Here is a 25,870-nt window from a genome sequence, read left to right on the forward strand (position 1 = left end):
CGCTCCGCCGCCTTACGCGGCCGTCATCACCTGGCCGGTGCCCATCGGGCGGTGCGGGGCGATGATCTGGCCGTCGGGCAGAAGCTCACCGGTGTCCTCGAACAGCAGAACGCCGTTGCACAGCAGGCTCCATCCCTGCTCCGGGTGGTGCGCCACGAGGCGGGCGGACTCCCGGTCGGCGGATTCGGCGGTCGGGCACGGCGGCTGGTGCTGGCACATGATGGATGCGATCTTTCGCTCTGGCGTGTGTGGGACGGCTGGTATGGCTGGCGTGTGCGTCGTGCGGCTCTTCCGGTCGCTCATGGCCGCTCCCCGTTGCTGATGCTTCGGTGTCGAACCCAGTGTTGCCCCACGGGCGTCAATCCGCAGGGATTTCGCGGCACCGCTTCTCACATTCATGACGCATCACCCGCGCGGACGGTTCAATCCAACTCGGCGGCTACTTTGGGTGGTTCGGCATGACTAAAAAGAACTAGCCCGTATGGGCCGACCAGTGCTTTGTCCCTCGTAAGAGTGCGAGAGAGCACGAATGGGCGACAGACGTGTCGCTCCGTGGACGCACCGTGCCCCGCCGTCCTCAGGAGCGGCGGGGCACACGGGCCGCGGGGTCGTGCCCGGGGTGGCTACGCGGGTGCGGGTGAGCCGAGCATCGTGGCGGCTCTGGTGACCCGCAGGGTGAGCACCGGGAGGAGGTCAGCGACCGAGTGCGGGCGGTGGGCGGCGATGCCCGGGGGTGCGGGCGCGAGCGGTACCAGCAGGTCGGTCGCGGCGGGCTGGCCCGTCGCGCCGTCGGCGTCGCGGTCGCCGTGCAGCCACAGCGTCAGCATGTACAGCTCGGGCACGGACAGCAGCCGGGCCTGGTGGGGCTGCGCCATCGTCTCCGCCTGGCGCAGAGCCCGCTCGGTGGAGGCGACGTAGGGGCCCTCGAAGAAGTGCGAGAACGCCCAGCCGTCCGGGGTCAGCATCGTCTCGGCGGCGGCCACGGCGTGCCCGCCGCGGCGCAGGAGGAATCTCCATCCCGCCAACCGGGTGATCGCCGCGCCCGCGGGGGCGATCCGGTCCAGAACGTGCACCGGCAGGGGGAGTTCGGGTGTCACAGGTCCCTGGGCACCGCGCAGGGAGGGGATGGGGGCCTCGCGGACCGCGGTGGGGGAAGCGAGCGCCGCGAGGACGGAGCGGAGTGCGGGCGCGGGAGCCGGGGGGACATGCAGATGCATGGTGGGTCGCCTCTCATTCGACAGGCACGGTGGAGCCAGAAAGGGGTGGGGCGGGCGGACGGCGCTGTCAGCTCTCGGGGCCGGAGGTGTGCCGGGTGAGGGTGCCCGGATGAATGGCGGCGCTGTGACGAGATGGCTCAGGACCGCGAGTGCCAACTCTCTACCCCGTGCGCAAAGTTTATATGACGCGCGTTCATGCATTGTTTCGTCTAGACGTCCTGCGTGGGTCGCGCAAGGCGATATCAGGACGGCGTGAAGAGATATTCTTCCTGGTATTACTCGGGGTCCGCGCCCGTGACCTCGACATACTCGGCGGCGGCGGTCGGCCGGTTGTCGCCGGTGATTTTGACGACACGGCGTTCGGGGGAAACTGCACAGTGCCGCATGCCTCGTGAATGTGCCGTCGGGCCCGTGCCGCCACACTAGCGCGTGACGGCCGCGCTCGGGACGTTATCGATCGCGCTGCCGGGGCATCATCCATCGTGACCCAGGACAGCAGCGGCCGATCATCGGCCTGCCCATCAAGAGGAAGGACGCTTCGATGGGAGAGAAGGTCGTGGCAGGGACGTTCGACCTGTCCGATCGCCAGCGCTACCGCCACAAGCTCAGGAAGTGCCTGGCGGGTTTCATGCGACTGCTGGAGGAGGAGAGGTTCGATCGGCCCAGGAATCTGATGGGGCTGGAGATCGAGCTGAATCTCGCAGGGTCCGACGGTATGCCGCGGATGATGAACGCGCAGGTATTGGAAAAGATCGCGAGCCGTGATTTCCAGACCGAGCTCGCCATGTTCAATCTGGAAGTCAACATAGCGCCGCACCGACTGGGAGGCCGGGTATTCGATCGTCTCGCCGAGGAACTGCGCACCTCGCTCGGCTATGCCGACCGGAAAGCCCAGGAGGTGGCCGCCGGTATCGTCATGATCGGCATTCTGCCCACCCTGGACCGCGACGATCTCGTCTCCTCCAATCTTTCCGCCGTCGATCGCTACACCCTGCTCAACGATCAGATCGTGGCCGCGCGCGGCGAGGACTTCAGGCTGGAGATCGACGGGGTGGAGCGCCTGGAGTGCACCTCGCGTTCGATCGCGCCCGAGGCCGCCTGCACGTCGGTCCAACTGCATCTCCAGGTCACGCCGGCGCGATTCGCCGATCTGTGGAACGCCGCCCAGGCGGTCGCCGCGGTCCAGATCGCCGTCGGCGCCAACTCCCCCTTCCTTTTCGGACGCGAGCTGTGGCGCGAGTCCCGTCCGCCGCTGTTCCAGCAGTCCACCGACACCAGGCCCCCGGAACTGCAGGCACAGGGCGTGCGGCCACGCACCTGGTTCGGTGAACGCTGGATCACCTCGGCGCACGAGCTGTTCGAGGAGAACCTGACGTTCTTCCCGCCGCTGCTGCCGATCTGCGACGAGGAGGACCCCCTGCGCGTCCTGGACGAGGGCGGGATCCCCAAGCTGGCCGAGCTGGTCCTGCACAACGGCACGATCTACCGCTGGAACCGGCCGGTGTACGGCATCGCGGACGGGGTTCCGCATCTGCGGGTGGAGAACCGGGTGCTGCCCGCGGGCCCCACCGTCATCGACGTCATCGCCAACGCCGCCTTCTACTACGGGCTCGTGCGCGCGCTCGCCGAGGAGCCGCGCCCGGTGTGGACACGGCTGCCGTTCGAGGCCGCCGCGGCCAACTTCGACACCGCCTGCCGCCACGGCATCGAGGCCCGGCTGCGCTGGCCGCGGCGCGGACGGCACGGTGGGGTGAGCGAGGTGGAGGCCGTCGACCTCGTGCGCGACGAGCTGCTGCCGCTGGCGGAGGCGGGACTCGACGCCTGGGGTGTCGAACGGGCCGACCGGGACCTGTATCTCTCGGTGATCGAGGAGCGGTGCCGGCGCCGGACGAACGGGGCGAGCTGGCAGGCCGCCACCTTCCACCGGGCCCTGGAGAGCGGGCTGGACCGGCAGGCCGCGCTGGCCGCGACGACCAGGAGGTACCGGGAGCTGATGTACGTGGGTGAGCCGGTGCACACCTGGCCGGTCGGGTCCCCCGAGCCGGTGCCGCTGGGGTGAGCCGACGCGGCGGCCCCGGCCCGGCCGGAAGCCGCCGCGGCCGCCTGCCCGGGTCGGGCGAGCTCGGTCGAGTGCTTGCCCTTGCTCTTGGCCTGCCCGTCCGCCTTTACGGCGATCTTCGTCACTTCATTCGGAGCCCCCGCCGGGCGAAGATGAGACGATGCGGGATCGTTCAAGGGAGGCGGGAGTGCAGGTGGAGGCGGAGTCGGTGGCGGATGCCCATCCGGATCAGCGGCCGACGCGAAGGATTCTCCGGGACGAGACACTGCTGGTGCTGGGCCTCTCGCTCGGCGCCAGCGGAGTGTCCGCGCTGATCAGCTTCGTCGGTTCGGTCACCAAGCCGGGCGGTCTGAAGGACCAGGCGGCCACCCTCAACGCCTCCGCGGCGCCCGGCCGGCCCTGGCTCGACCTCGCCTGGCAGCTCTTCGGGATCGCGACGGCCCTGGTGCCGGTCGTGCTCGTCGCGCACTTCCTGATGCGCGAGGGCGCGTCGCTGCGCGTGCTGGGCTTCGACCGGACCCGCCCCTGGCCCGACCTGGGCCGAGGGGCGGCCGTCGCCGCGGTGATCGGCTCCACCGGCATCGCCTTCTACCTCGCCGCGCGCGGCTTCGGCGCCAACCTCACGGTGGTGCCGGAGGCGTTGCCCGCCGTGTGGTGGAAGTTCCCCGTCCTCGTCCTGTCGGCCGTGCAGAACGCGGTCCTGGAGGAGGTCATCGTCGTCGGGTATCTGCTGCGCAGGCTCGACCGACTGGGCTGGACGGCCGGCACGGCCCTGGTGGCCAGCGCGGTACTGCGCGGCTCGTACCACCTCTACCAGGGCATCGGCGGCTTCCTCGGCAACATGGCGATGGGCGTGGTCTTCGTCTGGCTGTACCGGCGCTGGGGAAGGGTCGGGCCGCTGGTGGTGGCCCACTCACTCCTCGACATCGGGGCGTTCGTCGGATACGCGCTGCTGGCGGGCAAGGTGGGCTGGCTGCCGACCGCCTAGGGCCCGGCGGTCGAGCGGGTCCCTCGTGTGGGTCAGGTTGATCCGGGCGCGACGCCCTGGCCGAGCAGCTCGCCGTCGATGACGGTGACCGCGTGGCCGCTGAGCAGTGTCCGGTCGCCGCGCAGTTCCGTGCGCACCAGGCCGGAGCGGGGTGAGGCCTGGAGCCCGGTCAGGTCGGGGCGCCCCAGGCGCTCGGACCAGTAGGGGGCCAGCGCGGTGTGGGCGCTGCCGGTGACCGGGTCCTCGTCGATGCCGACGTTCGGGAAGAAGCAGCGCGAGACGAAGTCGTAGCCCCTGCCGGGGTCCTCGGCGCGTGCGGTGGCGATGATGCCGCGCTGCGAGTGGCGCCCGAGCGCCTTGTGGTCGGGGACGAGACCCACGACCGTCTTCTCGTCGGCGAGTTCGAGGATCAGGTCGCCGATGTGGGGACCGGTGTCGACGGCGTTGACGGGCCGTGCGCCGAGGGCCTCGGTCACCTGCTCGGGGATCTCGACGGGGGTGAGCGGCGCCGTGGGGAAGTCCAGGGTGAGGGAGCCGTCCTCGCGGGGCGTGGCGGTGAGCACGCCGCTCCGGGTGGCGAACCGCACGGGGCCCCGCTGGGCTCCGGTGGTGTGCAGGACATGGGCGGTGGCCAGCGTGGCGTGGCCGCACAGGGCGACCTCGGTCGTGGGCGTGAACCAGCGCAGGGCCCAGTCCGCCTCGCCGCCGTCGGGCAACGGGTGGGCGAACGCGGTCTCGGCGTGGTTGACCTCGCGGGCCACGTCCTGGAGCCAGGCGTCGTCGGGGAAGGAGTCGAGCAGCAGGACGCCGGCCGGATTGCCGGCGAAGGGGCGGTCGGTGAAGGCATCGACGATTCGAATCCGCATGCACCGACGCTAGAGGCTCGTGCGGGTGGGAGGACAAGGCCAATTCGCAGTCTCTGGCTTCGCCCCGGTCGTGCTGGCGGCCACCTACCCCGTGGCCCCGATGGCGTGTCCGATCGCGGAGGCGACGTCGCCGGCGATGCGGGTGGGCCGGTACGCGTCCTGCGTCCAGGGACTCCCGTCCGTCACCCACACGCTTCGCAGCCCCAGTGTTCCGGCGCCCGCGATGTCGGCGTGCGGCGAGTCGCCGATCACCCAGGCGCCCCGCAGGGGTACACCGACGGCGGCGGCCGCCGCCTCGAAGATCTCCGGTTCCGGCTTCTTGTGGCCGATCTCCTCGGAGATGACCCAGCCCTGGACGAGCCGGTCCAGCCCGGTGCGACGGATCTTCGCCCGCTGCTGCCCGGTCGGGCCGTTGGTGACGATGGCACAAGCCCAGCCGGCCGCCCGCGCTCTGCCCAGCGCCGCGCGCGACGACGGGGCCAGGGTGACGCGGCCGGCGCCGCCGTCGTCGACAAGGGCGTCGACGGCGGTATCCGGCACCTTGCCGCCGTAGCGGTCGGTGAGGGCGGCCACGACGTCGTCCCGCGCGGTGTAGCCGCTGCCGTCGACGGCCATCACCCAGGCGAGGTCGGCGGCGGGCAGCTCGTGTTCGGCGAGGAAGGCGACGACGGCTGCGCGCATGGCCGCGTCGCGGTCGACCAGGGTGTTGTCGAGGTCCAGCAGGAGCAGGGCCATGACGTGCAGTAAAACACGGCAGGTCCGGACGGCTGCGTGCTGCGCGGCGGGCGCGTTTCGACGGTCCGCCCCGCCTGCTCCGGCGAGGCGTCCGTCCGAGGGGTTGTCGTGAGAACAGGTCCGATATATCGTTGAGGCATCGCGATCGATCAACGAGTGAATGGAGTGATGGCGATGCGTTCCCGTACGGAAGGCTTTGGATTCGAGGGGCACGAGCGTCGTGGACACCACGGACCCCGTGGGCGGCGCGGCTTCGACGGGCGGCGGGCGGCCTTCGGCCCCTTCGGGCCGGGTGGACCCGGCGGCCCGGGCGGTCCCGGTTTCGGAGGGCCCGGGTTCTTCGGGCCCGGTGGCCCGTGGGGTGGGCGCGGTCGGGGCGGGCCCAGGGGGAGGGCGCGGCGTGGAGATGTCCGCGCGTCGATCCTGGCGCTGCTCAAGGACCGGCCCATGCACGGCTACGAGATGATCCAGGAGATCGCCGAGCGCAGCGGCGGCGCGTGGAAGCCCAGCCCGGGTTCGGTCTACCCGACCCTCCAGCTGCTGGAGGACGAGGGGTTCATCAGCAGTGAGAGCGAGGGCGGCAAGAAGCTCTTCGCGCTCACCGAGACCGGCCGCGAGGCGGCCGAGGAGGGGGCCGACGCTCCCTGGGAGGAGGCCTCCAAGGGGGTCGACTGGGAGGCCCTGCAGGAGATCCGGCAGGCCGGCTTCGGTCTGATGGAGGCGTTCGGTCAGGTCTGGAAGACCGGCAGCAAGGAGCAGCGCGACAAGGCGCTCACGGTCATCAACGAAGCGCGCAAGAAGCTGTACCTGATCCTCGCCGACGAGGACTGACGGTCGGCCCGGCCCCGGGGGAAGCGGGGTGGCGCCCCGCGGCGACGAGACACGATGCCGCGGGGCGCCCTCATGTCCGAGGGGCCGCGGGGAGCCGACGGGTAGGCGGCCCGAGGGGGAGTGGCTCGTCAGGACACCAGTGCCCCGAGCTTGCGCAGCGACTCCGTCAGCGCGGCCGTTGCCGAGTCCCTCAGTCTGGCGGCCATCAGGGAGACCGCCGCGCCGGTGAACTCGCCGTCGATGCGCACCGAGGTGACGCCGTCCTGCGGTGTCAGCGTGTAGCGGGTGGCGAGGTTCACCGCCATCGGGCCCTTGCCGCGGATGGCGAGAACGTGCCCCGGCTCCAGTTCCTCGATGGTCCACAGGACCTCGGCCGGGAAGCCCATGAGCTTCATGTTCTCCTCGAAGGTCCCGCCCACCTCCAGCGCGTCGGGGCCGCCCCGGGGGAAGCTCGTGTGGGTCGCGTTCCACCGGCCGTACGCGGGCCAGTCCGTGAGCTGGGCCCAGACCTTCTCGGCGGGCGCGGCGATGCGTGCCTCCGCGCTGACTTCGGCCATGCGACCACCCCTTCGCGTCGGGCGCTGCGCCGGGCGCAGCTGCGGTGTGCGGAACGTAGTCGCGCGGGCCTCAATATTCAATACTGATGAACCGTCAGAAGATGGCGGACGTCGCACGGCCGGAGGGGGGCGGTCCAGCCGCTGAGACAGGAGCAATCAAGGGTGACGCTCATGTCGAGTCCTGCCATGATGTGCCGGTGCAGACCTCTCAAGGCAGTGGGAGCGATCGCGGCAGGAGCATCGGGCTGGGGCTCGCTCTCCTGTCGGCGGTCGCCTTCGGTGGCTCCGGTGTCGCGGCCAAGCCGCTGATCGAGGCGGGGCTCGACCCGCTTCATGTCGTGTGGCTGCGGGTCACGGGCGCCGCGCTCGTGCTGCTGCCGTTCGCCGTACGGCACCGGGAACTGCCCCGCAGTCGCCCCGCCCTGCTCGCCGGGTTCGGCCTGCTCGCCGTGGCCGGTGTCCAGGCCTGCTACTTCGCCGCGATCTCCCGCATTCCCGTGGGTGTCGCGCTGCTCGTCGAATACCTGGGGCCCGCGCTGCTGCTCGGCTGGGTGCGCTTCGTGCAGCGCCGGCCCGTGTCGCGGGCGGCCGCGGTGGGGGTGATCCTCGCGGTCGGTGGACTCGCCTGCGTCGTGGAGGTGTGGTCGGGTCTGAGCTTCGACGCCCTCGGGCTGCTCCTCGCGCTCGGCGCCGCCTGCTGCCAGGTCGGCTACTTCGTGCTGTCGGACCAGGGTGGTGCGGCGGGCGAGAAGGCCCCGGACCCGCTCGGCGTCATCGCATACGGCCTGCTCGTCGGCGCCGCCGTCCTGACCGTCGTCGCCCGCCCCTGGAACCTGGACTGGTCCGTCCTCGCGGGTACCGCGCGACTGCACGGCGCGGCCGTACCCGCCGCGCTGCTGCTGGCCTGGATCGTGCTGGTCGCGACCGTGCTCGCGTACATCACCGGCGTGCTCTCGGTGCGCCGGCTCTCGCCCCAGGTCGCCGGTGTCGTGGCCTGCCTGGAAGCCGTCATCGCCACCGTCCTCGCCTGGGTGCTGCTGGGCGAGCACCTCTCCGTGCCCCAGCTGATCGGAGGGGCGATCGTCCTGGTGGGCGCGTTCACGGCGCAGTCGTCGGCTCCGGTGAAGGCTCCCGCCGAACCGGTGGCGAGCGGCGGCGTGGGGCTGGAGCAGTCGGCGATCCGCACCCTCACCGAGGAGGACGCGCTCCCTCCGCAGCCCGCAGGGCCCACCGGGTCGTCGCGGGGCGCGCGGCCTTCCGAGCCCTCGCGGTCGGCCTGAGGCCTGGGGGTGGACGCGCGCGCTCGCCCGCGGGCCTCAGGCCGGACCCGCGGCCCCTCCCGCCCCGTGCCTGCGCAGCAGATGCGCACGCGCGACGTCGTCACGGGGGCCGTCCCGCCGGGCCAGTTCGTCCGCGATACGTTCCCGGACCTGCCCGGAACGCTTCCCGGCGTACTTGAACTTCGCCCGGACCTCCGTCACCTCCAGTCTTAGGCCGCGCAGGGCGGCCAGCTTGCGGCTGAAGGGCTCCTCACCCGCCGCTACCCGCGCGGTACCGCCCTCGGGCTGGAAGTGGCCGACCTGGCGGTTCAGCAGTTCCGCCTTCTCGGCGGGATCGTCCATGACATGGGCCGTGCAGCGCAGTTGGACCGCCGCGTAGAAGCTCGTGGGCTCACCGTGCTCGGGCGGGATGTCCGCGGCGGCCTGCCAGGGACCGGGCACGAACACGTGGTCGTCCACCACGCTCAGCAGTACGTCCGGGTTCGCCTCCAGGGCGGGCCACAACGGGTTCGGTCGGGCCAGATGGGTCACCACCTCGCCGCGGGAGGCGTCGTAGAGGAAGTGCGTCGGCTGCGCGTACGGCGCCTCGCCCGGCCGGCCGTTCACCACGAGCTGCCCGAAGTCGTGGGCGGCGAGCCAGTCCTGCCACTCGCTGTCGTCGCGTATCGCGTCGAAGGGGCGGATCAGCATCGGAGTGCTCCCAGGTAGTCGGGCAGTGCGGTGTCGGGCGAAAGGCCGGGATCGGGGATCGGGGCGCCGTAGGACGTGCGGACCGGGACCACGCCGGCCCAGTGGGGCAGGGGCAGGTCCTCGGCGTCGTCGTTCACGCCGCCGGTGCGCACCTTCGCGGAGACCTCGTCCAGGTCGAGCCGGAGCACGGCCGTGGCGGCCAGTTCCTTCTTGTCGGCGGGCCGCGCGTCACGCGAGCGGCCCGGGACCACCTGATCGACCAGCGCGTCCAGAGCGGTCGACTTCTCCTTCGGGTCGGTGACCTGGCGGGCTGTGCCGTGCACCACCACGGAGCGGTAGTTGATCGAGTGGTGGAAGGCCGAACGGGCCAGCACGAGACCGTCGACGTGCGTCACCGTCAGGCACACGGCGAGACCCGGATCCGCCTCACCGGCCGCACGCAGCGGGCGTGAACCCGTCGAGCCGTGGACGTAGAGCCGTTCGCCGATCCTGCAGTACAGCGTGGGCAGCACGACGGGCGCGCCGTCGCGCACGAAGCCGAGATGGCACACATGGCCCTCGTCGAGGATCGAGTGCACCAGTTCCCTGTCGTACGACGCCCGGTCGGCGGAGCGTGTGGGGACGGTGCGCTCGCTCGGTGTGTAGGTGGCGGGCGGCGACGTCGACGGCCGGGTTCCCTGCATGGACACTCCCGATTGCACTAGTGCATAATAAGCTTTGTGCTAGAAGATTATCGGATCGAAGGGCGACGTGCAGCCGAGATCGCGGCCAGCGTCGAACGCGCGGTGGGGTCCGGCGCGCTGGATCCTGGTCAAGTGCTGCCCCCCATGAGGGAGTTGGCGGCGCGACTGGAAGTGAATCCGAACACCGTCGCCGCCGCGTACCGCATCCTGCGTGAGCGCGGGGTCATCGAGACCGCCGGACGCCGCGGCAGCCGGGTGCGGCCCGCGCCCGCCACGACCGGGCGGGACAGCATCAGGGTGGAGGTGCCCGACGGTGTACGCGACGTGTCGAACGGCAATCCGGATCCGGCGCTGCTGCCGCCGCTGGCGCCGGCGTTCGCCGCGGCGGCCGCGCGGGCCGACCGGGACCCCGTGCTGTACGGCGATGGCGCCGTGGACCCCGACCTCGCGCGGATCGCGCGATCCGATCTCGACGCCGACGGGGTGCCGGACGGCCCTGTCGCCGTCGTCTCCGGATCGCTCGACGCCGTCGAGCGCCTCCTTGCCGTCCACCTCAGACCGGGGGACGCCGTGGCCGTCGAGGACCCGGGGTGGGGCAGGACCCTCGATCTCGTCCCGGCGCTCGGGCTGCGCACGCTGCCGGTCGGCATCGACGACGAGGGGCCGCTGCCGGACGACGTGCGCGACGCGCTGCGCGCCGGGGCGCGCGCCCTGGTGGTCACCTGCCGGGCGCAGAATCCGACGGGGGCCGCGGTGAGTGCCGCACGCGCGCGTGCGCTGCGTGCCGTGCTGCGGGAGCACCCGGAGACCCTGCTGATCGAGGACGACCACGGTCACGGCATCGTCGACGTGCCGCTGAACCCCCTCGCCGGCACCACCCGGCACTGGGCCTTCATGCGCTCGGCCGCCAAGGCGTACGGGCCCGACCTCCGGCTCGCCGTGCTCACCGGGGACGCCGAGACCGTCGACCGGGTGCGCGGGCGTCAGCGGCTGGGCCCCGGGTGGGTCGCGCTGATCCTCCAGCGGGCCGTGGCACGGCTGTGGGCCGAGGGCACCGTGGACGCGCGGAGGGTCGCGGCGGAGTACGGCAGGCGACGGGGCGCGCTCATCGAAGGGCTCGCCCGACGGGGCGTGACCGCCCGAGGGCGCAGCGGGATGCACGTGTGGGTTCCCGTGCCGGACGAGACGGGCGCGGTGGCGCGGCTGCTGCACGCGGGCTGGGCCGTCGCCCCCGGCGCGCGCTTCCGGATGAGTGCGCCGCAGGGCATCAGGATCACCGTCTCGGGGCTGGCCGAGGAGGAGATCGAGCGACTGGCGGACGCGATCACCGCGGCCACGGGCCCGGGTCCGGCCCGAAGCTACGGCTGAGCGGGCGAGCGGGAGGGGGCCGGTGTCCGGATGCCTCCGTCCGGACACCGGCACCGGGCCCGTGGCCAGGGCCGCTCCCTCTGCAGCGCAGCCGAGAGGTCGGGCGGGCGACCGTGCCGCGCGCCACCGGCGACCGACAGCCTCAGGCCGAGCCCAGCTTGCGGAAGTCCCAGGAGACGACCTTCTCGGGCGTCAGCCGGATCCACGCGTGACGGCCGTCGTGGGGCATCTCCTCGAGGCCGAAGTTCTTGCGGGCGAACAGAATCTCCGGGACGTCGAGTTCGGCGCACAGTTCCCCGGTGCGGGGGAACTCGCCCACGAACTCGGCCGTCCCCGACAGCTCCGCGCCCCGCAGCTGGTCGTACTCCTCACCCGTGTCGACCACGACGGCGATGCGCGGATCCCGCCGCAGGTCGGCCCAACGCCTGCTGCGCACCACGGAGTACAGCCACAGCGAGACCCCGTCCCAGGCGAACCACAGGGCGGACACATGGGGGAAGCCGTCGGTCGACACGGTCGCCACCCGGCAGGTGCGCTCCGTGGTCAGGAACTCGTCCAGCTCCCCGGCCGTCATCATGATCTTCCGGCCCCGGCGCTGCGTGTCCGCCATGAAGTCCCCCTCGCTCCTTTTGTTTGACACTGCGTCAGAGAAGAATGAGCCGTCCGCCGTCCGGCCGCAACAGTCGTTCCCCTGTCGAACGCGCTCCCGTAAGGAGTGTCATGCCGTCGTACGAACGCCTCCGCGCACTGCTCGACCCGCCCTCCACCGTGCTGCTCACCGTCGAGTGCCAGCAGGGCGTCGTGGGCCCGGACAGCGCGCTGCCCGAACTCGCCGCCGAGGCGCGCTCCTCGGGCGCGCTCACCAACGTGGCCCGGCTGGTCGCCGCGGCCCACCAGGGCGGGACGCAGGTGATCCACGCGATCGCCGAGCGCCGCCCCGACGGGCGGGGCGCCAGCCGCAACGCGCGCCTGTTCCGCGCGGCCGAACGCCTCGGGGTCCAGCAACTGTCCGGGAGCCCGGCGGTGCGGGTGGCCGAGCCCATCGAGGTGGCGCCCGACGACCTCGTCGTACGAAGGCTGCACGGCCTGTCGCCCCTCGCCGGTACCGACGTCGACGCGCTGCTGCGCAACCTCGGCTGCCGGACGCTGATCGTCACGGGCGTCTCCGCCAACGTCGCCATCCCCAACACGGTGTTCGACGCGGTCAACCTGGGCTACACCGTCGTCGTGCCCGCCGACGCCGTCGCCGGCGTGCCCGCGGACTACACACCCGCGGTGATCCGCAACACCCTCGCGCTGGTCGCCACCGTCGCGACGACGGACGAGGTGCTCTCCTGCCTCGCACCGCGACAGGAGAGCCGATCGGGCGCGCCGGATCCGGATCCGGTCACATGAGCTTGATCTCGCCCCCGGCCACGGTGATGTTCGCGGCGGCCAGCGGCTGGTTCGCCGGGCCCTTCTGCACGCTGCCGTCGGTCGCGGAGAACTCGCTCATGTGGCAGGGGCAGACGATCACCCCGTTCGCGATGTCCCTGACCGCGCATCCCTGATGGGTGCACTTGGACGAGAACGCCTTGAACGAACCCGCGGACGGCTGGGTCACCACCACTCCCTGGTCGGCGAAGACCTTGCCGCCGCCCTCGGGGATCTCGGTCGTCTTCGCCAGCACCGTGCCGCCCGAGTCCCCCTCGGGGGAACTGCTGCCCTGCGCGGCGCCGCCGGGCGTGCTGTCGTCGCCCGCGGCGCTCTTGCTCGGGGCGGTGGAGCCGGAGGAGGACATGTCGTCGTTGCCGCACGCGGTCAGCGCGACGGCGAGGCCCGAGGCCCCGACCGCCGCCATGACCGTGCGGCGGGCCGGTCCTGGTACGGGCTGGAGCGATTCGCTGGTCATGCTGACGTTCCCTTCCACGGAAGTGTGCGGATGTCTGCGCAGATCTGCCCGGTCGCCAGGTGGTACGGACCGGGGCCGAAGGCCGTTCAGACAACGTCGAGATCTTGACCCCTTCGGGGGGAGCGGTCCGTCAAACACGCCTGCCGTTCGCCTGTCAGGGGGACACAACCGTCGGGCGGGCGGTGCCCCGGGCCCGTGGACGCGTCAGTAACCTGGGGCGATGCTGAAGGAAGTCATCGCGACCCGCTACATCACGCCGCTGCGTGAGGGCGGGTCGCTGCCGGGGCTCGTCGAGGCCGACGACCTCGGGACGTACGTCATGAAGTTCACCGGCGCCGGACAGGGCCGAAAGACGCTCGTCGCCGAGGTCGTATGCGGGGAACTCGCCCGCCGGCTGGGCCTGAGGGTGCCCGCCCTGGTCACGGTCGACCTCGATCCGGTGCTGGGCCTTGGCGAGCCCGACCAGGAGGTGCAGGGCCTGCTCAAGGGGAGCGGCGGACTGAACCTCGGCATGGACTTCCTCAGCCGCGCGATCGGCTTCGACCCGCTCGCCTTCACGGTGGGCCCGGCCGAGGCCGGCCGGATCGTCTGGTTCGACGCCCTGGTGAACAACGTGGACCGCTCCTGGCGCAACCCCAACCTGCTGATGCGGCAGGGGGAGCTGTGGCTCATCGACCACGGTGCCACCATGATCTGGCAGCACAACTGGCCCGGCGCCGAAGCCTCCGCCGCCCGCCCCTACGACGCCCGCGACCACGCCCTGGCCCCGTTCGGCCCGGACGTCGCGGGAGCTGCCGCCGAGCTGGCGCCGCTGGTGACCGAGGAACTGCTGGCCGAGGTGACCGCCGCGATCCCCGACGCGTGGCTGACCGGCGAGCCCGGCTTCGCCGGCCCCGACGAACTGCGCAGGGCCTACGCGCGCCCCCTGCTGGCCCGCGCCGCCGACATCCACGAACGGATCCGGGGCGTCGAGAGCGGCGAGAACAACGAGAGCACCGGGAGGGGCGAGTGAGCGGGCGTGACGTCTTCGAGTACGCACTGCTGCGGGTCGTGCCGCGCGTCGAGCGAGGCGAGTGCATCAACGCGGGCGTGCTGGTGTACTGCCGGGCCAGGTCGTACGTCGCCGCCCGGACCCACCTGGACGAGAGCAGGCTGCTGGCGCTGGACCCGGGCGCGGACGTGGCGGGCGTGCGTGCCGCGCTCGGCGCCGTCGAAGGAGTGTGCGCCGGGGGAGCCGCAGCCGGTCAGGCGGCCTCCGACGACGCCGGGCGCCGCTTCCGCTGGCTGATCGCGCCGCGCTCGACGGTCGTGCAGCCCGGGCCCGTGCACACCGGTCTGACCGCCGATCCGGCGGCCGAGGCGGAGCGGTTGCTGGACCTCCTCGTGAGGTAATGGATCACATGGGCCGGATGCACCGTTGACACCGGGTGCCAGGGCTTCTAGCGTCTCGTCTGCTGAAGGTACTAAGCGGTCGCTCACCCGTGGGCGTACCGTGGGAGCCGCAGACTTTCCAGCAGCGGACTTTCTGAAGGCGTTCCAGGCTTTCCAAGGGCGAGGAGAAGCAGCAATGTCCACCACTGAGCAGCGGGTCGCGATCGTCACCGGCGGCGCGCGCGGCATCGGCGCCGCCACCGCCGTACGACTGGCCGCCGAGGGCCGTTCCGTCGCGGTGATCGACCTCGACGAGGCCGCGTGCAAGGACACCGTGGAGAAGATCACGGCCGCCGGTGGCAAGGCCATCGCCGTGGGCTGCGACGTCTCGGACGAGACGCAGGTCGAGGCGGCCATCGCGCGCATCGCCGAGGAGCTGGGCGCGCCCACGATCCTCGTCAACAACGCGGGCGTGCTCCGCGACAACCTGCTGTTCAAGATGAGCGTCTCGGACTGGGACACCGTCATGAACGTGCACCTGCGGGGCGCCTTCCTGATGTCGCGCGCCGTCCAGAAGCACATGGTGGACGCCGGTTTCGGCCGCGTCGTCAACCTCTCCTCCTCCTCGGCCCTCGGCAACCGCGGCCAGGTGAACTACTCCGCGGCCAAGGCCGGCCTCCAGGGCTTCACCAAGACCCTGGCCAAGGAGCTCGGCAAGTTCGGCATCACCGCCAACGCCGTGGCCCCCGGCTTCATCGCCACCGAGATGACCAAGGCCACCGCCGACCGTGTCGGTATGGGCTTCGACGACTTCAAGGCGGCCGCCGCCACCCAGATCCCGGTGCAGCGCGTCGGCGAGCCCGACGACATCGCCAACGCCATCGCCTTCTTCACGGGCGAGCAGGCCGGATTCGTCTCCGGCCAGGTGCTGTACGTCGCCGGCGGACCGCTCGACTAGGGCCGAGGAACTCATCATGACCACAACCCCTGAACCCTCCGGCAAGGTCGCCCTGGTCACGGGCGCCAGCCGCGGCATCGGCTACGGCATAGCCGAGGCGCTCCTGGCCCGCGGTGACCGCGTGTGCATCACCGGACGCAACGAGGAGGCCTTGAAGGAGGCCGTCGAGGCGCTCGGTGCCGACCGGGTGATCGGCGTCGCCGGCAAGGCCCACGACGAGGCCCATCAGGCCATCGCCGTGGAGCGCACGATGGAGGCCTTCGGCCGCGTCGACTTCCTGGTCAACAACGCCGGCACGAACCCGGTGTTCGGCCCGATCGCCGAGCTCGACCTGAACGTGGCCCGCAAGGTGTTCGAGACGAACGTCATCTCGGCGCTCGGCTTCGCGCAGCAGACCTGGAAGGCCTGGCAGGGCGAGCACGGCGGGGCGATCGTGAACATCGCCTCCGTGGCGGGCGTCTCGGCCTCGCCCTTCATCGGGGCCTACGGCGTCAGCAAGGCGGCCATGATCAACCTGACCGTGCAGCTCGCCCACGAGTTCGCCCCCAAGGTGCGGGTGAACTCGATCGCACCGGCCGTGGTGAAGACCAAGTTCGCGCAGGCGCTGTACGAGGGGCGCGAGGCGGAGGCCGCCGCGGCCTACCCGCTCGGCCGGCTCGGCGTCCCCTCCGACATCGGTGGTGCCGCCGCGTTCCTCACCTCGGAGCAGTCCGACTGGGTCACCGGGCAGACGCTCGTCGTGGACGGCGGCATCTTCCTGAACGCCGGGGTCGGTTGATCCCCGGATCGACCGGACCTCGTTCCGGCTGAACCGGAACCCGTGGCACGGGCGCCGCCTGGACACAAGCGGCGCCCGTGTCCAGGCCTTCCGGACAAACGGACACCTGACAACGACGTCATGGACTCCCTGATCAAGAGCCCTCCCTGCACCCGGTTCCCTCGGCCCTGGGCTGCGGGTAGGGTCTGCCGCCAACCCCTTGGAACGGCGGATCGAGGAGTGCGCGGGTGTACCACCGGAACCGTTGTCTGCGTCAGCTGGCGGCGATCACGTCCCTGTCCCTGGTGACCGGCTGCGGCGCGCTCTCCTCGGAGTCCTCTGACGACAAGGCGCCGATCGTCGTGGGCACCACCAGCGCGCCGAGCACGCTGGACCCGGCGGCGTCCTGGGACAGTTCCTGGGAGCTGTTCCGCAACGTCTACCAGACGCTGCTGAACTACCCCGACGGCGCCACCGAGCCGGGCCCCGACGCCGCCCAGCACTGCGCCTTCACCGACCGCACCAGCCTCGCCTACCGCTGTGTCCTGCGCCCCGGACTGACGTTCTCCGACGGTGACAAGCTCGACGCGCGCGCCGTGAAGTACTCCATCGACCGGATCAGGCGGATCGACGTGCCCGGTGGCCCGGCAGGCCTGCTGGGCAGCCTCGCAAGCGTCGAGACGAAGGGGGAGCGCGAGGTCGTCTTCCATCTGAAGGAGCCCGACGCCACCTTCCCGTTCGTCCTCGCCACCCCCGCCATGTCGATCGTGGACCCCGACGACTACCCGGCCACCCATGTACGCGAGGACGGCGGGATCACCGGCTCGGGCCCCTACACCCTCCAGTCCTACCAGGAGGGCAAGGAGGCCCGGCTCACCGGGAACACCCGCTACAAGGGCTACGCCGACCGCCAGAACGACGCGGTCACCATCCGGTACTTCCAGGACTCCGCCGGCATGGTCGGCGCCCTCAAGGACAAGAAGATCGACGTCACCTACCGCGGGCTCGGCGCCGGTGACATCGTGGACCTGCAGAGCCGTACGTCGGACACGTCCATCCAGCTGGTGGAGAACCCGGGCATCGAGATCAGCTACCTGGTGTTCAACCCGAAGGACCCGTGGGCGGGCAAGCTCGCCGTCCGCAAGGCCGTGGCCCAGCTCCTGGACCGCGGCGCGATAGCGCACAACGTCTACAAGGACACCGTCGAACCGCTCTACTCCATGGTCCCGGCCGGGCTCACCGGGCACACCACCGGCTTCTTCGACGACTACGGCGACCCCAGCGCCGCCAAGGCCCGCACGATCCTGTCCGACGCGGGCATCCGCCAGCGCGTGCCGCTGACCCTCTGGTACACCACCGACCGGTACGGCTCCGAGACCGCTCCCGAGTTCCGGGAGATCAAGCGCCAGCTCGACGCCTCCGGCCTGTTCCAGGTCACCCTCGAGAGCCGCCCCTGGAAGACCTATGTACAGGGCTACCAGAAGGGCGAGTACCCGGTGTTCGGCCGCGGCTGGTTCCCCGACTACCCTGACGCCGACAACTACATCTCCCCGTTCGTCGGGCAGCAGAACGCGCTCGGCACGCCCTACCGGTCGCCCCGGATCACCGACGTGCTGCTGCCCCGCTCCCGCCGCGAGAGCGACCGCGCCAAGGTGGTCGGGGACTTCGAGCAGGCCCAGCGGATCCTGGTGGACGACGCGCGGCTGCTGCCCCTGTGGCAGGGCAAGCAGTTCGTCGCGGAGAGCGAGGACATCTCGGGCGGCGAGCGGGCGCTCGACCCGTCGACGATCATGATGATGTGGGAGCTGTCCCGCAAGACCAGCTGGTGAAGGCCCCCCGACCGGGTTCACGACTCCGTTGTCAGTGGTCACCTGTAGGTTCATGAGCCTGGAAGTGATCGCACATCGGAGGAACTTGACGTGACCGACATCGCCATGCTGCCGGAGTCCTGGCGCGGCGTCCTGGGCGACGAGCTGGAGCAGCCCTACTTCAAGGAACTCGTGGAGTTCGTGGAGGAGGAGCGCGCCAAGGGTCCCGTCTATCCTCCGCGCGAGGAGGTCTTCGCCGCCCTGGCCGCCACCCCGTTCGACAGGGTGAAGGTCCTGGTCCTCGGTCAGGACCCGTACCACGGGGAGGGCCAGGGGCACGGGCTGTGCTTCTCCGTGCGGCCCGGCGTGAAGACGCCGCCCTCGCTGCGGAACATCTACAAGGAGATGCGGGACGAACTCGGCACCCCGATCCCGGACAACGGCTATCTGATGCCGTGGGCCGAACAGGGCGTGCTGCTGCTCAACGCGGTGCTCACCGTGCGCGCGGGTGAGGCCAACTCGCACAAGGGCAAGGGCTGGGAGAAGTTCACGGACGCGGTGATCCGCGCCGTCGCCGCCCGCCCCGACCCGGCGGTGTTCGTGCTGTGGGGCAACTACGCGCAGAAGAAGCTCCCGCTGATCGACGAGTCGCGGCACGTCGTGGTGAAGGGTGCCCACCCCTCACCCCTGTCGGCGAAGAAGTTCTTCGGCTCCCGCCCGTTCACCCAGATCGACCAGGCCGTGGCCCGGCAGGGGCACGAGGCGATCGACTGGGCGATCCCGGACCTGGGCCACCTCGGCTGAGACCGGGCCGGCGGGGTCTCGGGGCCGCCCGCCCGGCCCCGCCGCCCCGCCTCGTCACCGTCCTGGCCCAACGCCCCCCGGGCGCGCATACGGAGCCCGTCTGATCGCGGGAGCGGGTGGCGGCGGTTAGCGTCGTGGAGGGCGTCCCCCGCTCGTGCGAAGCCGGTAGTGGGGGAGGGCGACGAGCACGGAGGCAGCGAAGGTGGAGCGACAGGAGCAGGCGGTGCCGGACGCCGTCATGACCCGGATCGGCCAGAGCGTCATGCTGCACCACGGCGGCGACCGTGAGGAGGCCCGGGACCGCTTCCTGCGCCTGTGGACGGAACTCGGCGAGGACGGGGACCCCCTGCACCGCTGCACTCTCGCCCACTACATGGCGGACACGCAGGACGACCCGGCCGACGAGCTCGCCTGGGATCTGCGGGCGCTCTCGGCGGCCGACGAGTGCGCCGACGGGCGACCCGCCGGCCACGACGGCGCGCTCGCCGCACGCGCGTTCTACCCCGCGCTGCACCTCAATCTCGCCGCCGACTACGTGAAGCTCGGCCGCTCCGACGCCGCCCACGTCCATCTGCGCCAGGCGCGCGGCGCGGTCGGCGTCCTCGGCGACGACCGCTACGGCGACGGTGTCAGGGCCGCGATCGCGCATCTGGAGCGGCGGCTGGACGACGAATGGCCGGCGGGGGGCGGCGGTCCCGAGCCCAGGCCGATGGACGGCCTCGGCGGCGACGGTCTGGGGCCCCAGCGGCAGTACCCGTGACAGCGCGTGTCCCCTGAGGGCCGGCCCTCGCCCCCTCCCGCGCCGATACGGGACCGGCGGGTTCCGGCCGGTGAGGGCCGGGGGGGCGGGGCAGAGCCGGGCGGTGCGCACTCGGGTGGGGCCCGTCCGGGCCGGGCGGGTTCCCGTCGGATCAGCGCCGGTAGACCCGGCCGCAGACGAGGGCCTCGGGGCTGTCGGGCCTCCACCGGCCGTAGCGGCGGCCGAGCGCGCACACGTCCGAGGACCTGGGGGCCGTCCCTGACCCGGTCGGCGGAACCCCGGTGCCCGACCCGGGTCGGGCCGGCTCTGCGGGCAGGGCTCGCGGCGGGTGTGCGTCCGCCCGAGCTTCCGCGTCGGGCGCTTCCTCGTCCGGTCGATCAGGTCGTGGGGATCGGTCGCCCTCCGCGGCGCCGGTGGCGGGTGAGGACTCCCCGGACGGCGGGACCATGCCCAGCGCCTCCCGCGCCGGGGCCTGCACGGCACGCGGCGTCGCGCGTCCGTCGGGCCGTGGCACCGAAGGCTTCGAGGGAGCGGGTGATGGCGGGCCGGGGTCGAGGGGGCCCGCCACGGTCACACAGCCGGTGAGGGCCGAGACGGCCACGGTGACCAGGAGCATTGCGGTCGTCGTCGTTCGATGCACCCGCGCAACTCTGCTGGGTCGGACGCGGTTTGGGGAGTGGACAGGCGGAGTATGCCCCGCATGGGTGATCTACGGCCCCGTAGGGAGGGACGCGCGCCTGCCGAGGGTGACGTCAGTCGCCGGTCGCCCCGTCGATCCGCTCGCGGATCAGGTCGGCGTGACCGTTGTGACGGGCGTATTCCTCGATCATATGGGTGTAGATCCAGCGCAGGCTGAAGGGTTCCTTGGTGCGCCTGCCCGTGCCCTTCGACAGGTCGTCCAGGCCCACGTCGGCCGCGAGGCGACGGGCCGTCTCGATCTCGCGCTGCCAGGTGGCGTACGCCTCCTCCCAGGTGTCGCTCTCGCTGAGGTGGAAATCCCCGTCCGGGTCCTCGTCGGAGTAGTAGATCGGCTCCGGGGCCTCACCCGCGAGGACCCTGCGGAACCATCCCCGCTCCACCTCCGCCATATGCCGCACGAGCCCCATCAGGGAAAGGACGGAGGGTTCCACCGAGGCGGTCCTGAGCTGGGCGTCCGTGAGACCTTCGCACTTGTGGGCGAGTGTCAGGCGGTGGTAGTCGAGCCAGCCTTCCAGCATGGCGCGCTCGTCGGCGTTCTGGGCGGGTTCGTTTCGTTCGATGGCCATGCGGGCATCCTGGCCGACTCCCCCTCACCTTGACCACAGGTTTTGCGCTCCGCGGCCCCCGCGACGACGCCGCCGCACGCCTTCGACGGCCTCGCCGACCGGTGGCCCCCCGCACGGCCGTATGCTGCGGACGAGGCACCCGTAGGCAATTCCCAGGAGACGCCCCGTGAAGGTCGGCTGCATCGGACTCGGTGACATCGCGCAGAAGGCGTATCTGCCGGTGCTGGGGGCGCTGCCGGGACTGGAACCGCACCTCCAGACGCGCACCCCCGCCACGCTCCACCGCGTGGCCGACAGCCTGCGCCTGCCCCAGGAGCAGCGGCACACCGACCTGGACGCACTCATCGGCCAGGGCCTGGACGCGGCCTTCGTCCACGCGCCCACCCCCGCCCATCCGGAGATCGTCACCCGCCTGCTGGAGGCCGGGGTGCCGACGTACGTGGACAAGCCCCTGGCCTACGAACTGGCCGACTCGGAGCGGCTGGTGCGGCTCGCGGAGGAGCAGGGCGTGTCGCTGGCGGTCGGCTTCAACCGGCGCCACGCCCCCGCCTACGTGCAGTGCGCCGAGCACCCCCGCGAGCTGATCCTGATGCAGAAGAACCGCGTCGGACTGCCCGAGGAACCCCGCACCATGATCCTCGACGACTTCATCCATGTCGCGGACACCCTGCGGTTCCTGGTGCCCGGCCCGGTGGACGACGTGACCGTACGGGCCAGGGTCGAGGGCGGACTGCTGCATCATGTCGTGCTGCAACTGGCCGGCGACGGCTTCACCGCGCTGGGCGTGATGAACCGGCTGAGCGGATCCGCCGAGGAGATCCTCGAGGTCTCCGGGCAGGACACCAAACGGCAGGTGCTCAACCTGGCCGAGATCGTCGACCACAAGGGCCAGCCGACCCTGCGGCGGCGCGGCGACTGGGTCCCGGTGGCACGGCAGCGCGGAATCGAGCAGGCCGTGCTCGCCTTCCTCGACGCCGTCCGCGCCGGAAAGGTGCTCAGTGCCCGTGACGCACTGGAGACTCATGAGCTGTGCGAGCGCGTGGTGACCGCGGTACAGGAGCGACCCGTCGCGCTCTGAACGCCGCGAACCCCTCCGCGGCGCACATCCCGGCCAGGATCAGCAACGCCCCGTACACGGGCCAGTCGCCGAAGCGGACGTACGGGGTGACACCGTGCGCGAGGGGAACCTCGTAGACCGTCGACGCGCGCTCCCGCGTACCGAGCCAGGAGCCGACGCGCTCACCGCTCGGACCGTACACGGCGGAGACACCGGTGAGTGTGGCGTGCACCGCGGGGCGGCCGGTCTCCGCCGCGCGCAGCGCCGCCAGCGACGCATGCTGCTCGGGCGCCCAACTGCGCTGGAACGACGAGGTCGATGACTGGGCGACCAGTATGTCCGCGCCGTCCTCGGCGAGATGGCGGCTCATGTCGGGGAAGGCCGTCTCGAAACATATCAACGGCCCGACGCGCAGCCCGTGTCCGGCGTTCATGACCACCTGCTCGGTGCCGCGCCTGCGGTCCTCGCCGGCCGCCCTGCCGACCGAGGTGGCCCAGCCGAGCACGGACCGCGCCGGTATGTACTCACCGAACGGCACGAGCCGCATCTTGTCGTAGCGGTCACCGGTCAAGCCGTCCGGGCCGACGAGCACGGAACTCTTGTAGATGCCCGGACGGTCGGAGCGGCGCGCGTCGACGTTCACCAGGACGTCGGCGCCCACCGCCCGGGACAGTGCCGCGACGCGCTGTGCCAGGTCGGGACGGTGGGCGAGATCGAACCCGACGCTGCTCTCGCCCCAGACGACCAGGTCCGGGTGCTGTCCCGCGAGCTCGCGGGTGAGCCGCTCCTCCAGGGCGAAGCGTCGTGCGGCGCTGTCCGCGCCGTCCACCACGCCGGGCTGGACGACGGCGATCCGGACCCGCCCGTCGGTGTCCGGGCGCGGTGCCCACACCCATGCGGCGGAGGTCGCGGCGACCGCTGCCAGGAGACCGGCCAGGGCGGGCAGGCGCGCCGAGCGCACCGACACCACCACGGCGACGGCGACATTGACGCCGACCAGCAGGAAGCTCAGCAGCCACACCCCGCCGACCGACGCGAGCCGCAGTGCGGGCTGCACCTGCCACTGGCTCGACCCGAGCAGCCCCCAGGGGCCGCCGAGCCCCTGCCAGGAGCGGACGAGCTCCACCATCAGCCAGCCCGACGGCAGCACGAGAAGGGCCGCGCCCACGCGGGGGCCGGTCGGCGCCCCCGCCAGGAAGTGCCGCACGAGCCGGCCCCAGGGCGCCCACAGGGCCCCGAGCAGGGCCGCTATGACGAACGTGAACACGTTCAGGCTCGGGATCAACCAGTGGTGCACGGCCACCATGTAGCCGAAGCCGCCGAGCCAGCCGTCGTAGGCCGCCTGCCGCCCCGAGGGGGCCGACCGGATGAGCAGGACCCACGGGACCAGACAGACCCAGGCGAACCACCACCAGGACGGCGCTGGGAAGGCGAACACCGGCAGGGCACCCGTGAGGACGGCGACGACCGCACGTCGCCCGCGGTCGGCGAGCCAGTTTCCGGGCACCCTCATGCGCCGCTCCCTCCCCGATACACACCTCCAGTCTGCGCGCTCCGGACGATCTACGACAGGGGCTGTGGAAAAGTGCGGGGGAGGGGCGCGCGGCGCCACTTCTCGTGGACCACCACCTCGCGCAGCCGCCAGCCGTCGTCGGTGCGCAGAAAGGCGAACGCGTACCGGCCGCCGCACACGAGGTCCGGCTCCGACGCCTCGCCGTCCTGCCCCTGCCCGGCCGTGAACCGCATGGGGTTGACGTAGTCGGCCTGGACACGGGCGCTGTCCCCGACGTCGTGTTCCAGGACATCGAAACGGGCCCGGCGGTTGACGATGAGATGCTGGCGCATCGGGAACAGCCGCATCGTCCGCGCCAGCCAGTCGGAGACCTGTCCCGCGTCCCCCTGGATGCCACCGGCCGAGCGGTAGTCGGCGCACCCGTCCGCCGTGAACAGCGCCCGGTAGGCGTCCCAGTCCCCGTCGTCCACGGTGACCGCGTATTCGGTGACAAGCCCGTCGACGGCCAGCCGGTCCATCAGGGTGGCGAGTTCTGCACGCTGAGTCATCGGCTCAGTGTTGGGGACGGCGCGTGCGGCGCCAAGGGGTGTGCGCGGGGTTCTGGTCACGGACGGCTGCTCCGCGCCGCCCTGGGGTGCGGGTACGGGGCGACGGCCTCTTCCGGGAGACGCGGACGCCGGCCCGATTCCGGCGGGCCGGCGTCCGCGTGCGCTTCCGGGATCCGTGTGCGGTGGGGATCCGTGTGCCGCGGGCGAGCGGTCACCACTCGTCGCGGCGGACCACCCGGAAGCTGCCTGCGACGGCGTCGTCGAAGAACACGCCCCCCAGACGGAACCCGCCGTCGGAGTAGCCCCCGTACCCGTTGTCGTTGGAGCCGGTCACCACACCGAAGGTGCTGCCGTGCGGGCCGACGGTCGCGACGGGAGCCCCGTTGTCGCAGGTGAACCCGCGGAAGACCTCCACGATCCGGTCGCTGTCGTTGTCGATGCTGAAGCTGCTGGAGCCCAGTCCGCTCGCGGCGACGTTGCAGCCGTCCGACCAGGCCGAGTACTCGCGCTCGTTGAAGTAGATCCTGCCTCCGTGGCCGCCGCCGTAGCCACCGCCTCCGCCACGGCCGCCGCCGTAGCCGCCCCCGCCGCCGTGGCCGCCGTTGCCACCCCGGTCGCCGTTGCCACCGCGGTCGCTGTTGCCGCCGCCCCCGCCGTGGTCGCCCTGGTTCTGGTCCCCTCCTCCTTGGGAGCTGCCGTTTCCGAGGGGCGCGGCTTCGAGCGGGCTCGCGGACAGCGGGATGGCCTTGCCGGCGGGGACGGCTGCCTTGGGGGCGGCCTTGACCGCCTCCGCGACCTTCTCCTTGACGGCCGGGGCGGCGTGCGTGGCTTCGAGGGTGGAGGCGTAGGTGATGCCGGTGGTGACAAGGACCGCCGCGCTCACTGCGGCGGCCGTCACGGCGATGGTGCGTCTGGCCATGTCAGTTCCTTCTGTCGCTGAGACGCCGGCCGTGCAGCCGATCTCCGACGAACGTACTGACCGCCTGTTTTACTGTCATTTCGCACATGTCCTCTGAGTGATGACAGAGGGCCGGACGGGTGCAAACGTGAATGTCGACGGCGTGTCGAGGTGCGAAGGTCGATCACGTCTGTCCGGAAAGGACTCACCGCGGATCGCGGCGGACGGGCGCGGTGTGCGCGCGCCGCGCGAGGGCGGGCGAGGCGGGCCGGGCCGAGGGCGGGCCGAGAGGGTCGTGGCGGCGACGCGGTGCGGCGTCGGCTACCCCGGGTCGGCGTGTGTGACGGCTGCGGTGCCCGGGGGCGTGGGCGGAAGGGGTGAGCCCGGTCGGGACGTGCCGCCGTTCAGGCCGCCTCGATCACCTGGGCGCGTATCGCCGCGGCCCACTCCACGACCAATAGCTCGTATTCCTCGCGCTCCTCGGCTGACAAGGAGCCGCCCGCGCGGAGCCACAGCGCGCGAATCCGCTCGTTTAAGTCGTCTGCGGACAGCGCGGAACCAGGGCGCGTTGCGTCGGGGAACATGCCGACAGCCTAGGGGCAAGGGCTGACAGCGCGCTACCGGATGGCTACGCGCAGGGTATGCGTTCGGTCACGGTCGTTTGTGTGCGGGCGAGTTGGGGCCACGCCGCCGTACGATCCTCACCTCTCCCCGGAAGGAGCGCCAGATGGCACTGAAGAAGGTCGAGCACGCGGCACCGCGGAAGCAGGTGATGAACCTCGACGACCTCGAGGCCTTCGTCCGCGACGCGCGCGGCGCCGGGGCCACCGGTTCGGAAGTCGTCGAGGTCGAGATCAGTTGGGGCGGCAAGATGCAGAGGGTCGGCGTCGCCATCGAGATGGTTCCCACCGACACCGTTGGCGACCAGCCCCAGGACAAGAGGCCCGACACCGCCTCGTGAGACGT

The 25,870-nt window shown here is 71.6% G+C and carries 29 protein-coding genes; 15 read left to right on the forward strand and 14 right to left on the reverse strand.

Translation table 11 applies throughout. The annotated features are described in order from the left end of the window. Positions 1 to 12: 12 nt before the first annotated feature. Complete coding sequence (locus AB0C59_RS25775) at positions 13 to 219, reverse strand: DUF5999 family protein (RefSeq protein WP_363008513.1); 207 nt, start codon at positions 217 to 219, stop codon at positions 13 to 15. Positions 220 to 623: 404 nt separating this feature from the next. Then, entirely contained in the window at positions 624 to 1,217 is a 594-nt protein-coding gene (locus tag AB0C59_RS25780; RefSeq protein ID WP_363008515.1) for a hypothetical protein, read from the reverse strand. 541 nt (positions 1,218 to 1,758) lie between these two features. Between AB0C59_RS25780 and AB0C59_RS25785 the strand changes: the two genes are divergently transcribed. Together AB0C59_RS25785 and AB0C59_RS25790 are read left to right on the forward strand one after the other, a co-directional pair. Beyond that, positions 1,759 to 3,276 (forward strand): glutamate-cysteine ligase family protein, encoded by a 1,518-nt coding sequence (locus AB0C59_RS25785; protein ID WP_363008517.1) that lies wholly within the window; start codon positions 1,759 to 1,761, stop codon positions 3,274 to 3,276. A gap of 187 nt (positions 3,277 to 3,463) precedes the next feature. Further along, positions 3,464 to 4,264 (forward strand): type II CAAX endopeptidase family protein, encoded by an 801-nt coding sequence (locus AB0C59_RS25790; RefSeq protein WP_363008699.1) that lies wholly within the window; start codon positions 3,464 to 3,466, stop codon positions 4,262 to 4,264. Between the two features lie 32 nt (positions 4,265 to 4,296). On the opposite strand, the gene AB0C59_RS25795 is transcribed toward AB0C59_RS25790, so the two are convergent. Both AB0C59_RS25795 and AB0C59_RS25800 read right to left on the reverse strand, forming a co-directional pair. After that, positions 4,297 to 5,130: a PhzF family phenazine biosynthesis protein gene (locus tag AB0C59_RS25795; protein WP_363008519.1), complete on the reverse strand. Its 834-nt coding sequence runs from the start codon at positions 5,128 to 5,130 to the stop codon at positions 4,297 to 4,299. Between the two features lie 84 nt (positions 5,131 to 5,214). Further along, entirely contained in the window at positions 5,215 to 5,865 is a 651-nt protein-coding gene (locus tag AB0C59_RS25800) for an HAD-IA family hydrolase (RefSeq protein WP_363008521.1), read from the reverse strand. A gap of 174 nt (positions 5,866 to 6,039) precedes the next feature. Here AB0C59_RS25800 and AB0C59_RS25805 point away from each other — a divergent pair, with 174 nt between their 5' ends. Next, positions 6,040 to 6,696, forward strand: coding sequence for a PadR family transcriptional regulator (locus tag AB0C59_RS25805; RefSeq protein WP_363008523.1), 657 nt, complete (start codon positions 6,040 to 6,042; stop codon positions 6,694 to 6,696). A gap of 128 nt (positions 6,697 to 6,824) precedes the next feature. On the opposite strand, the gene AB0C59_RS25810 is transcribed toward AB0C59_RS25805, so the two are convergent. After that, positions 6,825 to 7,253 carry an SRPBCC family protein gene (locus AB0C59_RS25810; protein ID WP_363008525.1) on the reverse strand — a complete coding sequence of 143 codons (429 nt, stop codon included), beginning with the start codon at positions 7,251 to 7,253 and terminating at the stop codon, positions 6,825 to 6,827. Between the two features lie 191 nt (positions 7,254 to 7,444). On the opposite strand from AB0C59_RS25810, the gene AB0C59_RS25815 reads away from it, so the two are divergent. Then, positions 7,445 to 8,533 (forward strand): EamA family transporter, encoded by a 1,089-nt coding sequence (locus AB0C59_RS25815; protein ID WP_363008701.1) that lies wholly within the window; start codon positions 7,445 to 7,447, stop codon positions 8,531 to 8,533. A 36-nt stretch (positions 8,534 to 8,569) separates the two neighbouring features. On the opposite strand, the gene AB0C59_RS25820 is transcribed toward AB0C59_RS25815, so the two are convergent. Both AB0C59_RS25820 and AB0C59_RS25825 read right to left on the reverse strand, forming a co-directional pair. Continuing rightward, positions 8,570 to 9,223, reverse strand: coding sequence for an FMN-binding negative transcriptional regulator (locus AB0C59_RS25820; RefSeq protein ID WP_363008527.1), 654 nt, complete (start codon positions 9,221 to 9,223; stop codon positions 8,570 to 8,572). Then, on the reverse strand, positions 9,217 to 9,906 hold the full coding sequence (locus AB0C59_RS25825) for a pyridoxamine 5'-phosphate oxidase family protein (protein ID WP_363008529.1): 690 nt from the start codon (positions 9,904 to 9,906) through the stop codon (positions 9,217 to 9,219). Before AB0C59_RS25825 ends, AB0C59_RS25820 begins: the two co-directional genes overlap by 7 nt. Before the next feature lie 36 nt (positions 9,907 to 9,942). Between AB0C59_RS25825 and AB0C59_RS25830 the strand changes: the two genes are divergently transcribed. Beyond that, positions 9,943 to 11,274 (forward strand): aminotransferase class I/II-fold pyridoxal phosphate-dependent enzyme, encoded by a 1,332-nt coding sequence (locus AB0C59_RS25830; protein ID WP_363008531.1) that lies wholly within the window; start codon positions 9,943 to 9,945, stop codon positions 11,272 to 11,274. A gap of 142 nt (positions 11,275 to 11,416) precedes the next feature. Here AB0C59_RS25830 and AB0C59_RS25835 read toward each other — a convergent pair whose 3' ends face one another. After that, the gene (locus AB0C59_RS25835) at positions 11,417 to 11,884 is read right to left on the reverse strand and encodes a pyridoxamine 5'-phosphate oxidase family protein (RefSeq protein WP_363008533.1); all 468 of its coding nucleotides are present in this window, start codon (positions 11,882 to 11,884) and stop codon (positions 11,417 to 11,419) included. 110 nt (positions 11,885 to 11,994) lie between these two features. On the opposite strand from AB0C59_RS25835, the gene AB0C59_RS25840 reads away from it, so the two are divergent. Beyond that, the gene (locus tag AB0C59_RS25840; protein ID WP_363008535.1) at positions 11,995 to 12,669 is read left to right on the forward strand and encodes a cysteine hydrolase; all 675 of its coding nucleotides are present in this window, start codon (positions 11,995 to 11,997) and stop codon (positions 12,667 to 12,669) included. Here AB0C59_RS25840 and AB0C59_RS25845 read toward each other — a convergent pair. Then, positions 12,662 to 13,165 carry a Rieske 2Fe-2S domain-containing protein gene (locus tag AB0C59_RS25845; protein ID WP_363008537.1) on the reverse strand — a complete coding sequence of 168 codons (504 nt, stop codon included), beginning with the start codon at positions 13,163 to 13,165 and terminating at the stop codon, positions 12,662 to 12,664. The genes AB0C59_RS25840 and AB0C59_RS25845 overlap by 8 nt on opposite strands. Before the next feature lie 220 nt (positions 13,166 to 13,385). Between AB0C59_RS25845 and AB0C59_RS25850 the strand changes: the two genes are divergently transcribed. The 7 genes from AB0C59_RS25850 to AB0C59_RS25880 all read left to right on the forward strand — a co-directional run bounded on the left by AB0C59_RS25850 (position 13,386) and on the right by AB0C59_RS25880 (position 19,623). Continuing rightward, complete coding sequence (locus tag AB0C59_RS25850; protein WP_363008539.1) at positions 13,386 to 14,177, forward strand: HipA family kinase; 792 nt, start codon at positions 13,386 to 13,388, stop codon at positions 14,175 to 14,177. Beyond that, positions 14,174 to 14,557, forward strand: coding sequence for a DUF3037 domain-containing protein (locus tag AB0C59_RS25855; protein WP_363008541.1), 384 nt, complete (start codon positions 14,174 to 14,176; stop codon positions 14,555 to 14,557). Before AB0C59_RS25850 ends, AB0C59_RS25855 begins: the two co-directional genes overlap by 4 nt. Before the next feature lie 175 nt (positions 14,558 to 14,732). Beyond that, entirely contained in the window at positions 14,733 to 15,494 is a 762-nt protein-coding gene (gene fabG / locus AB0C59_RS25860; protein ID WP_363008543.1) for a 3-oxoacyl-ACP reductase FabG, read from the forward strand. Between the two features lie 16 nt (positions 15,495 to 15,510). After that, the gene (locus AB0C59_RS25865) at positions 15,511 to 16,272 is read left to right on the forward strand and encodes an SDR family oxidoreductase (protein ID WP_363008545.1); all 762 of its coding nucleotides are present in this window, start codon (positions 15,511 to 15,513) and stop codon (positions 16,270 to 16,272) included. A 227-nt stretch (positions 16,273 to 16,499) separates the two neighbouring features. Then, a complete protein-coding gene (locus AB0C59_RS25870; RefSeq protein WP_363008547.1) occupies positions 16,500 to 18,080 on the forward strand; it encodes an ABC transporter substrate-binding protein in 1,581 nt (526 codons plus the stop codon). 90 nt (positions 18,081 to 18,170) lie between these two features. Next, positions 18,171 to 18,863 carry a uracil-DNA glycosylase gene (ung, locus tag AB0C59_RS25875; protein ID WP_363008549.1) on the forward strand — a complete coding sequence of 231 codons (693 nt, stop codon included), beginning with the start codon at positions 18,171 to 18,173 and terminating at the stop codon, positions 18,861 to 18,863. A 238-nt stretch (positions 18,864 to 19,101) separates the two neighbouring features. Then, positions 19,102 to 19,623, forward strand: coding sequence for a hypothetical protein (locus AB0C59_RS25880; RefSeq protein ID WP_363008703.1), 522 nt, complete (start codon positions 19,102 to 19,104; stop codon positions 19,621 to 19,623). Positions 19,624 to 20,375: 752 nt separating this feature from the next. Here the strand turns inward: AB0C59_RS25880 and AB0C59_RS25885 are convergent. Next, entirely contained in the window at positions 20,376 to 20,888 is a 513-nt protein-coding gene (locus tag AB0C59_RS25885) for a DinB family protein (protein ID WP_363008551.1), read from the reverse strand. 166 nt (positions 20,889 to 21,054) lie between these two features. Between AB0C59_RS25885 and AB0C59_RS25890 the strand changes: the two genes are divergently transcribed. Then, complete coding sequence (locus AB0C59_RS25890) at positions 21,055 to 21,966, forward strand: Gfo/Idh/MocA family oxidoreductase (protein ID WP_363008553.1); 912 nt, start codon at positions 21,055 to 21,057, stop codon at positions 21,964 to 21,966. Here the strand turns inward: AB0C59_RS25890 and lnt are convergent. The 4 genes from lnt to AB0C59_RS25910 form a co-directional block, all read right to left on the reverse strand. Next, positions 21,884 to 23,458: an apolipoprotein N-acyltransferase gene (gene lnt, locus AB0C59_RS25895; RefSeq protein WP_363008555.1), complete on the reverse strand. Its 1,575-nt coding sequence runs from the start codon at positions 23,456 to 23,458 to the stop codon at positions 21,884 to 21,886. The genes AB0C59_RS25890 and lnt overlap by 83 nt on opposite strands. A gap of 50 nt (positions 23,459 to 23,508) precedes the next feature. Beyond that, positions 23,509 to 24,006, reverse strand: a complete 498-nt coding sequence (locus tag AB0C59_RS25900; RefSeq protein ID WP_363008557.1) for a nuclear transport factor 2 family protein — start codon at positions 24,004 to 24,006, stop codon at positions 23,509 to 23,511. Positions 24,007 to 24,217: 211 nt separating this feature from the next. After that, on the reverse strand, positions 24,218 to 24,925 hold the full coding sequence (locus tag AB0C59_RS25905; protein ID WP_363008559.1) for a hypothetical protein: 708 nt from the start codon (positions 24,923 to 24,925) through the stop codon (positions 24,218 to 24,220). Positions 24,926 to 25,308: 383 nt separating this feature from the next. Next, entirely contained in the window at positions 25,309 to 25,488 is a 180-nt protein-coding gene (locus tag AB0C59_RS25910; protein WP_363008561.1) for a hypothetical protein, read from the reverse strand. Between the two features lie 143 nt (positions 25,489 to 25,631). On the opposite strand from AB0C59_RS25910, the gene AB0C59_RS25915 reads away from it, so the two are divergent. Next, positions 25,632 to 25,865 (forward strand): hypothetical protein, encoded by a 234-nt coding sequence (locus AB0C59_RS25915; RefSeq protein ID WP_363008563.1) that lies wholly within the window; start codon positions 25,632 to 25,634, stop codon positions 25,863 to 25,865. Positions 25,866 to 25,870 lie beyond the last annotated feature (5 nt).

The sequence above is a fragment of the Streptomyces sp. NPDC048664 genome (genome assembly GCF_040650555.1).
Classification (GTDB): domain Bacteria; phylum Actinomycetota; class Actinomycetes; order Streptomycetales; family Streptomycetaceae; genus Streptomyces.

Bases quoted from the DNA above. Each gene is read 5' to 3' on its own strand.
- AB0C59_RS25775 (WP_363008513.1), bottom strand. From the start codon at position 219: ATGTGCCAGCACCAGCCGCCGTGCCCGACCGCCGAATCCGCCGACCGG.
- AB0C59_RS25780 (WP_363008515.1), bottom strand. From the start codon at position 1,217: ATGCATCTGCATGTCCCCCCGGCTCCCGCGCCCGCACTCCGCTCCGTC.
- AB0C59_RS25785 (WP_363008517.1), top strand. From the start codon at position 1,759: ATGGGAGAGAAGGTCGTGGCAGGGACGTTCGACCTGTCCGATCGCCAG.
- AB0C59_RS25795 (WP_363008519.1), bottom strand. From the start codon at position 5,130: ATGCGGATTCGAATCGTCGATGCCTTCACCGACCGCCCCTTCGCCGGC.
- AB0C59_RS25800 (WP_363008521.1), bottom strand. From the start codon at position 5,865: ATGGCCCTGCTCCTGCTGGACCTCGACAACACCCTGGTCGACCGCGAC.
- AB0C59_RS25805 (WP_363008523.1), top strand. From the start codon at position 6,040: ATGCGTTCCCGTACGGAAGGCTTTGGATTCGAGGGGCACGAGCGTCGT.
- AB0C59_RS25810 (WP_363008525.1), bottom strand. From the start codon at position 7,253: ATGGCCGAAGTCAGCGCGGAGGCACGCATCGCCGCGCCCGCCGAGAAG.
- AB0C59_RS25820 (WP_363008527.1), bottom strand. From the start codon at position 9,223: ATGCTGATCCGCCCCTTCGACGCGATACGCGACGACAGCGAGTGGCAG.
- AB0C59_RS25825 (WP_363008529.1), bottom strand. From the start codon at position 9,906: ATGCAGGGAACCCGGCCGTCGACGTCGCCGCCCGCCACCTACACACCG.
- AB0C59_RS25835 (WP_363008533.1), bottom strand. From the start codon at position 11,884: ATGGCGGACACGCAGCGCCGGGGCCGGAAGATCATGATGACGGCCGGG.
- AB0C59_RS25840 (WP_363008535.1), top strand. From the start codon at position 11,995: ATGCCGTCGTACGAACGCCTCCGCGCACTGCTCGACCCGCCCTCCACC.
- AB0C59_RS25845 (WP_363008537.1), bottom strand. From the start codon at position 13,165: ATGACCAGCGAATCGCTCCAGCCCGTACCAGGACCGGCCCGCCGCACG.
- AB0C59_RS25850 (WP_363008539.1), top strand. From the start codon at position 13,386: ATGCTGAAGGAAGTCATCGCGACCCGCTACATCACGCCGCTGCGTGAG.
- fabG (WP_363008543.1), top strand. From the start codon at position 14,733: ATGTCCACCACTGAGCAGCGGGTCGCGATCGTCACCGGCGGCGCGCGC.
- AB0C59_RS25865 (WP_363008545.1), top strand. From the start codon at position 15,511: ATGACCACAACCCCTGAACCCTCCGGCAAGGTCGCCCTGGTCACGGGC.
- AB0C59_RS25880 (WP_363008703.1), top strand. From the start codon at position 19,102: ATGACCCGGATCGGCCAGAGCGTCATGCTGCACCACGGCGGCGACCGT.
- AB0C59_RS25885 (WP_363008551.1), bottom strand. From the start codon at position 20,888: ATGGCCATCGAACGAAACGAACCCGCCCAGAACGCCGACGAGCGCGCC.
- lnt (WP_363008555.1), bottom strand. From the start codon at position 23,458: ATGAGGGTGCCCGGAAACTGGCTCGCCGACCGCGGGCGACGTGCGGTC.
- AB0C59_RS25900 (WP_363008557.1), bottom strand. From the start codon at position 24,006: ATGACTCAGCGTGCAGAACTCGCCACCCTGATGGACCGGCTGGCCGTC.
- AB0C59_RS25905 (WP_363008559.1), bottom strand. From the start codon at position 24,925: ATGGCCAGACGCACCATCGCCGTGACGGCCGCCGCAGTGAGCGCGGCG.
- AB0C59_RS25910 (WP_363008561.1), bottom strand. From the start codon at position 25,488: ATGTTCCCCGACGCAACGCGCCCTGGTTCCGCGCTGTCCGCAGACGAC.
- AB0C59_RS25915 (WP_363008563.1), top strand. From the start codon at position 25,632: ATGGCACTGAAGAAGGTCGAGCACGCGGCACCGCGGAAGCAGGTGATG.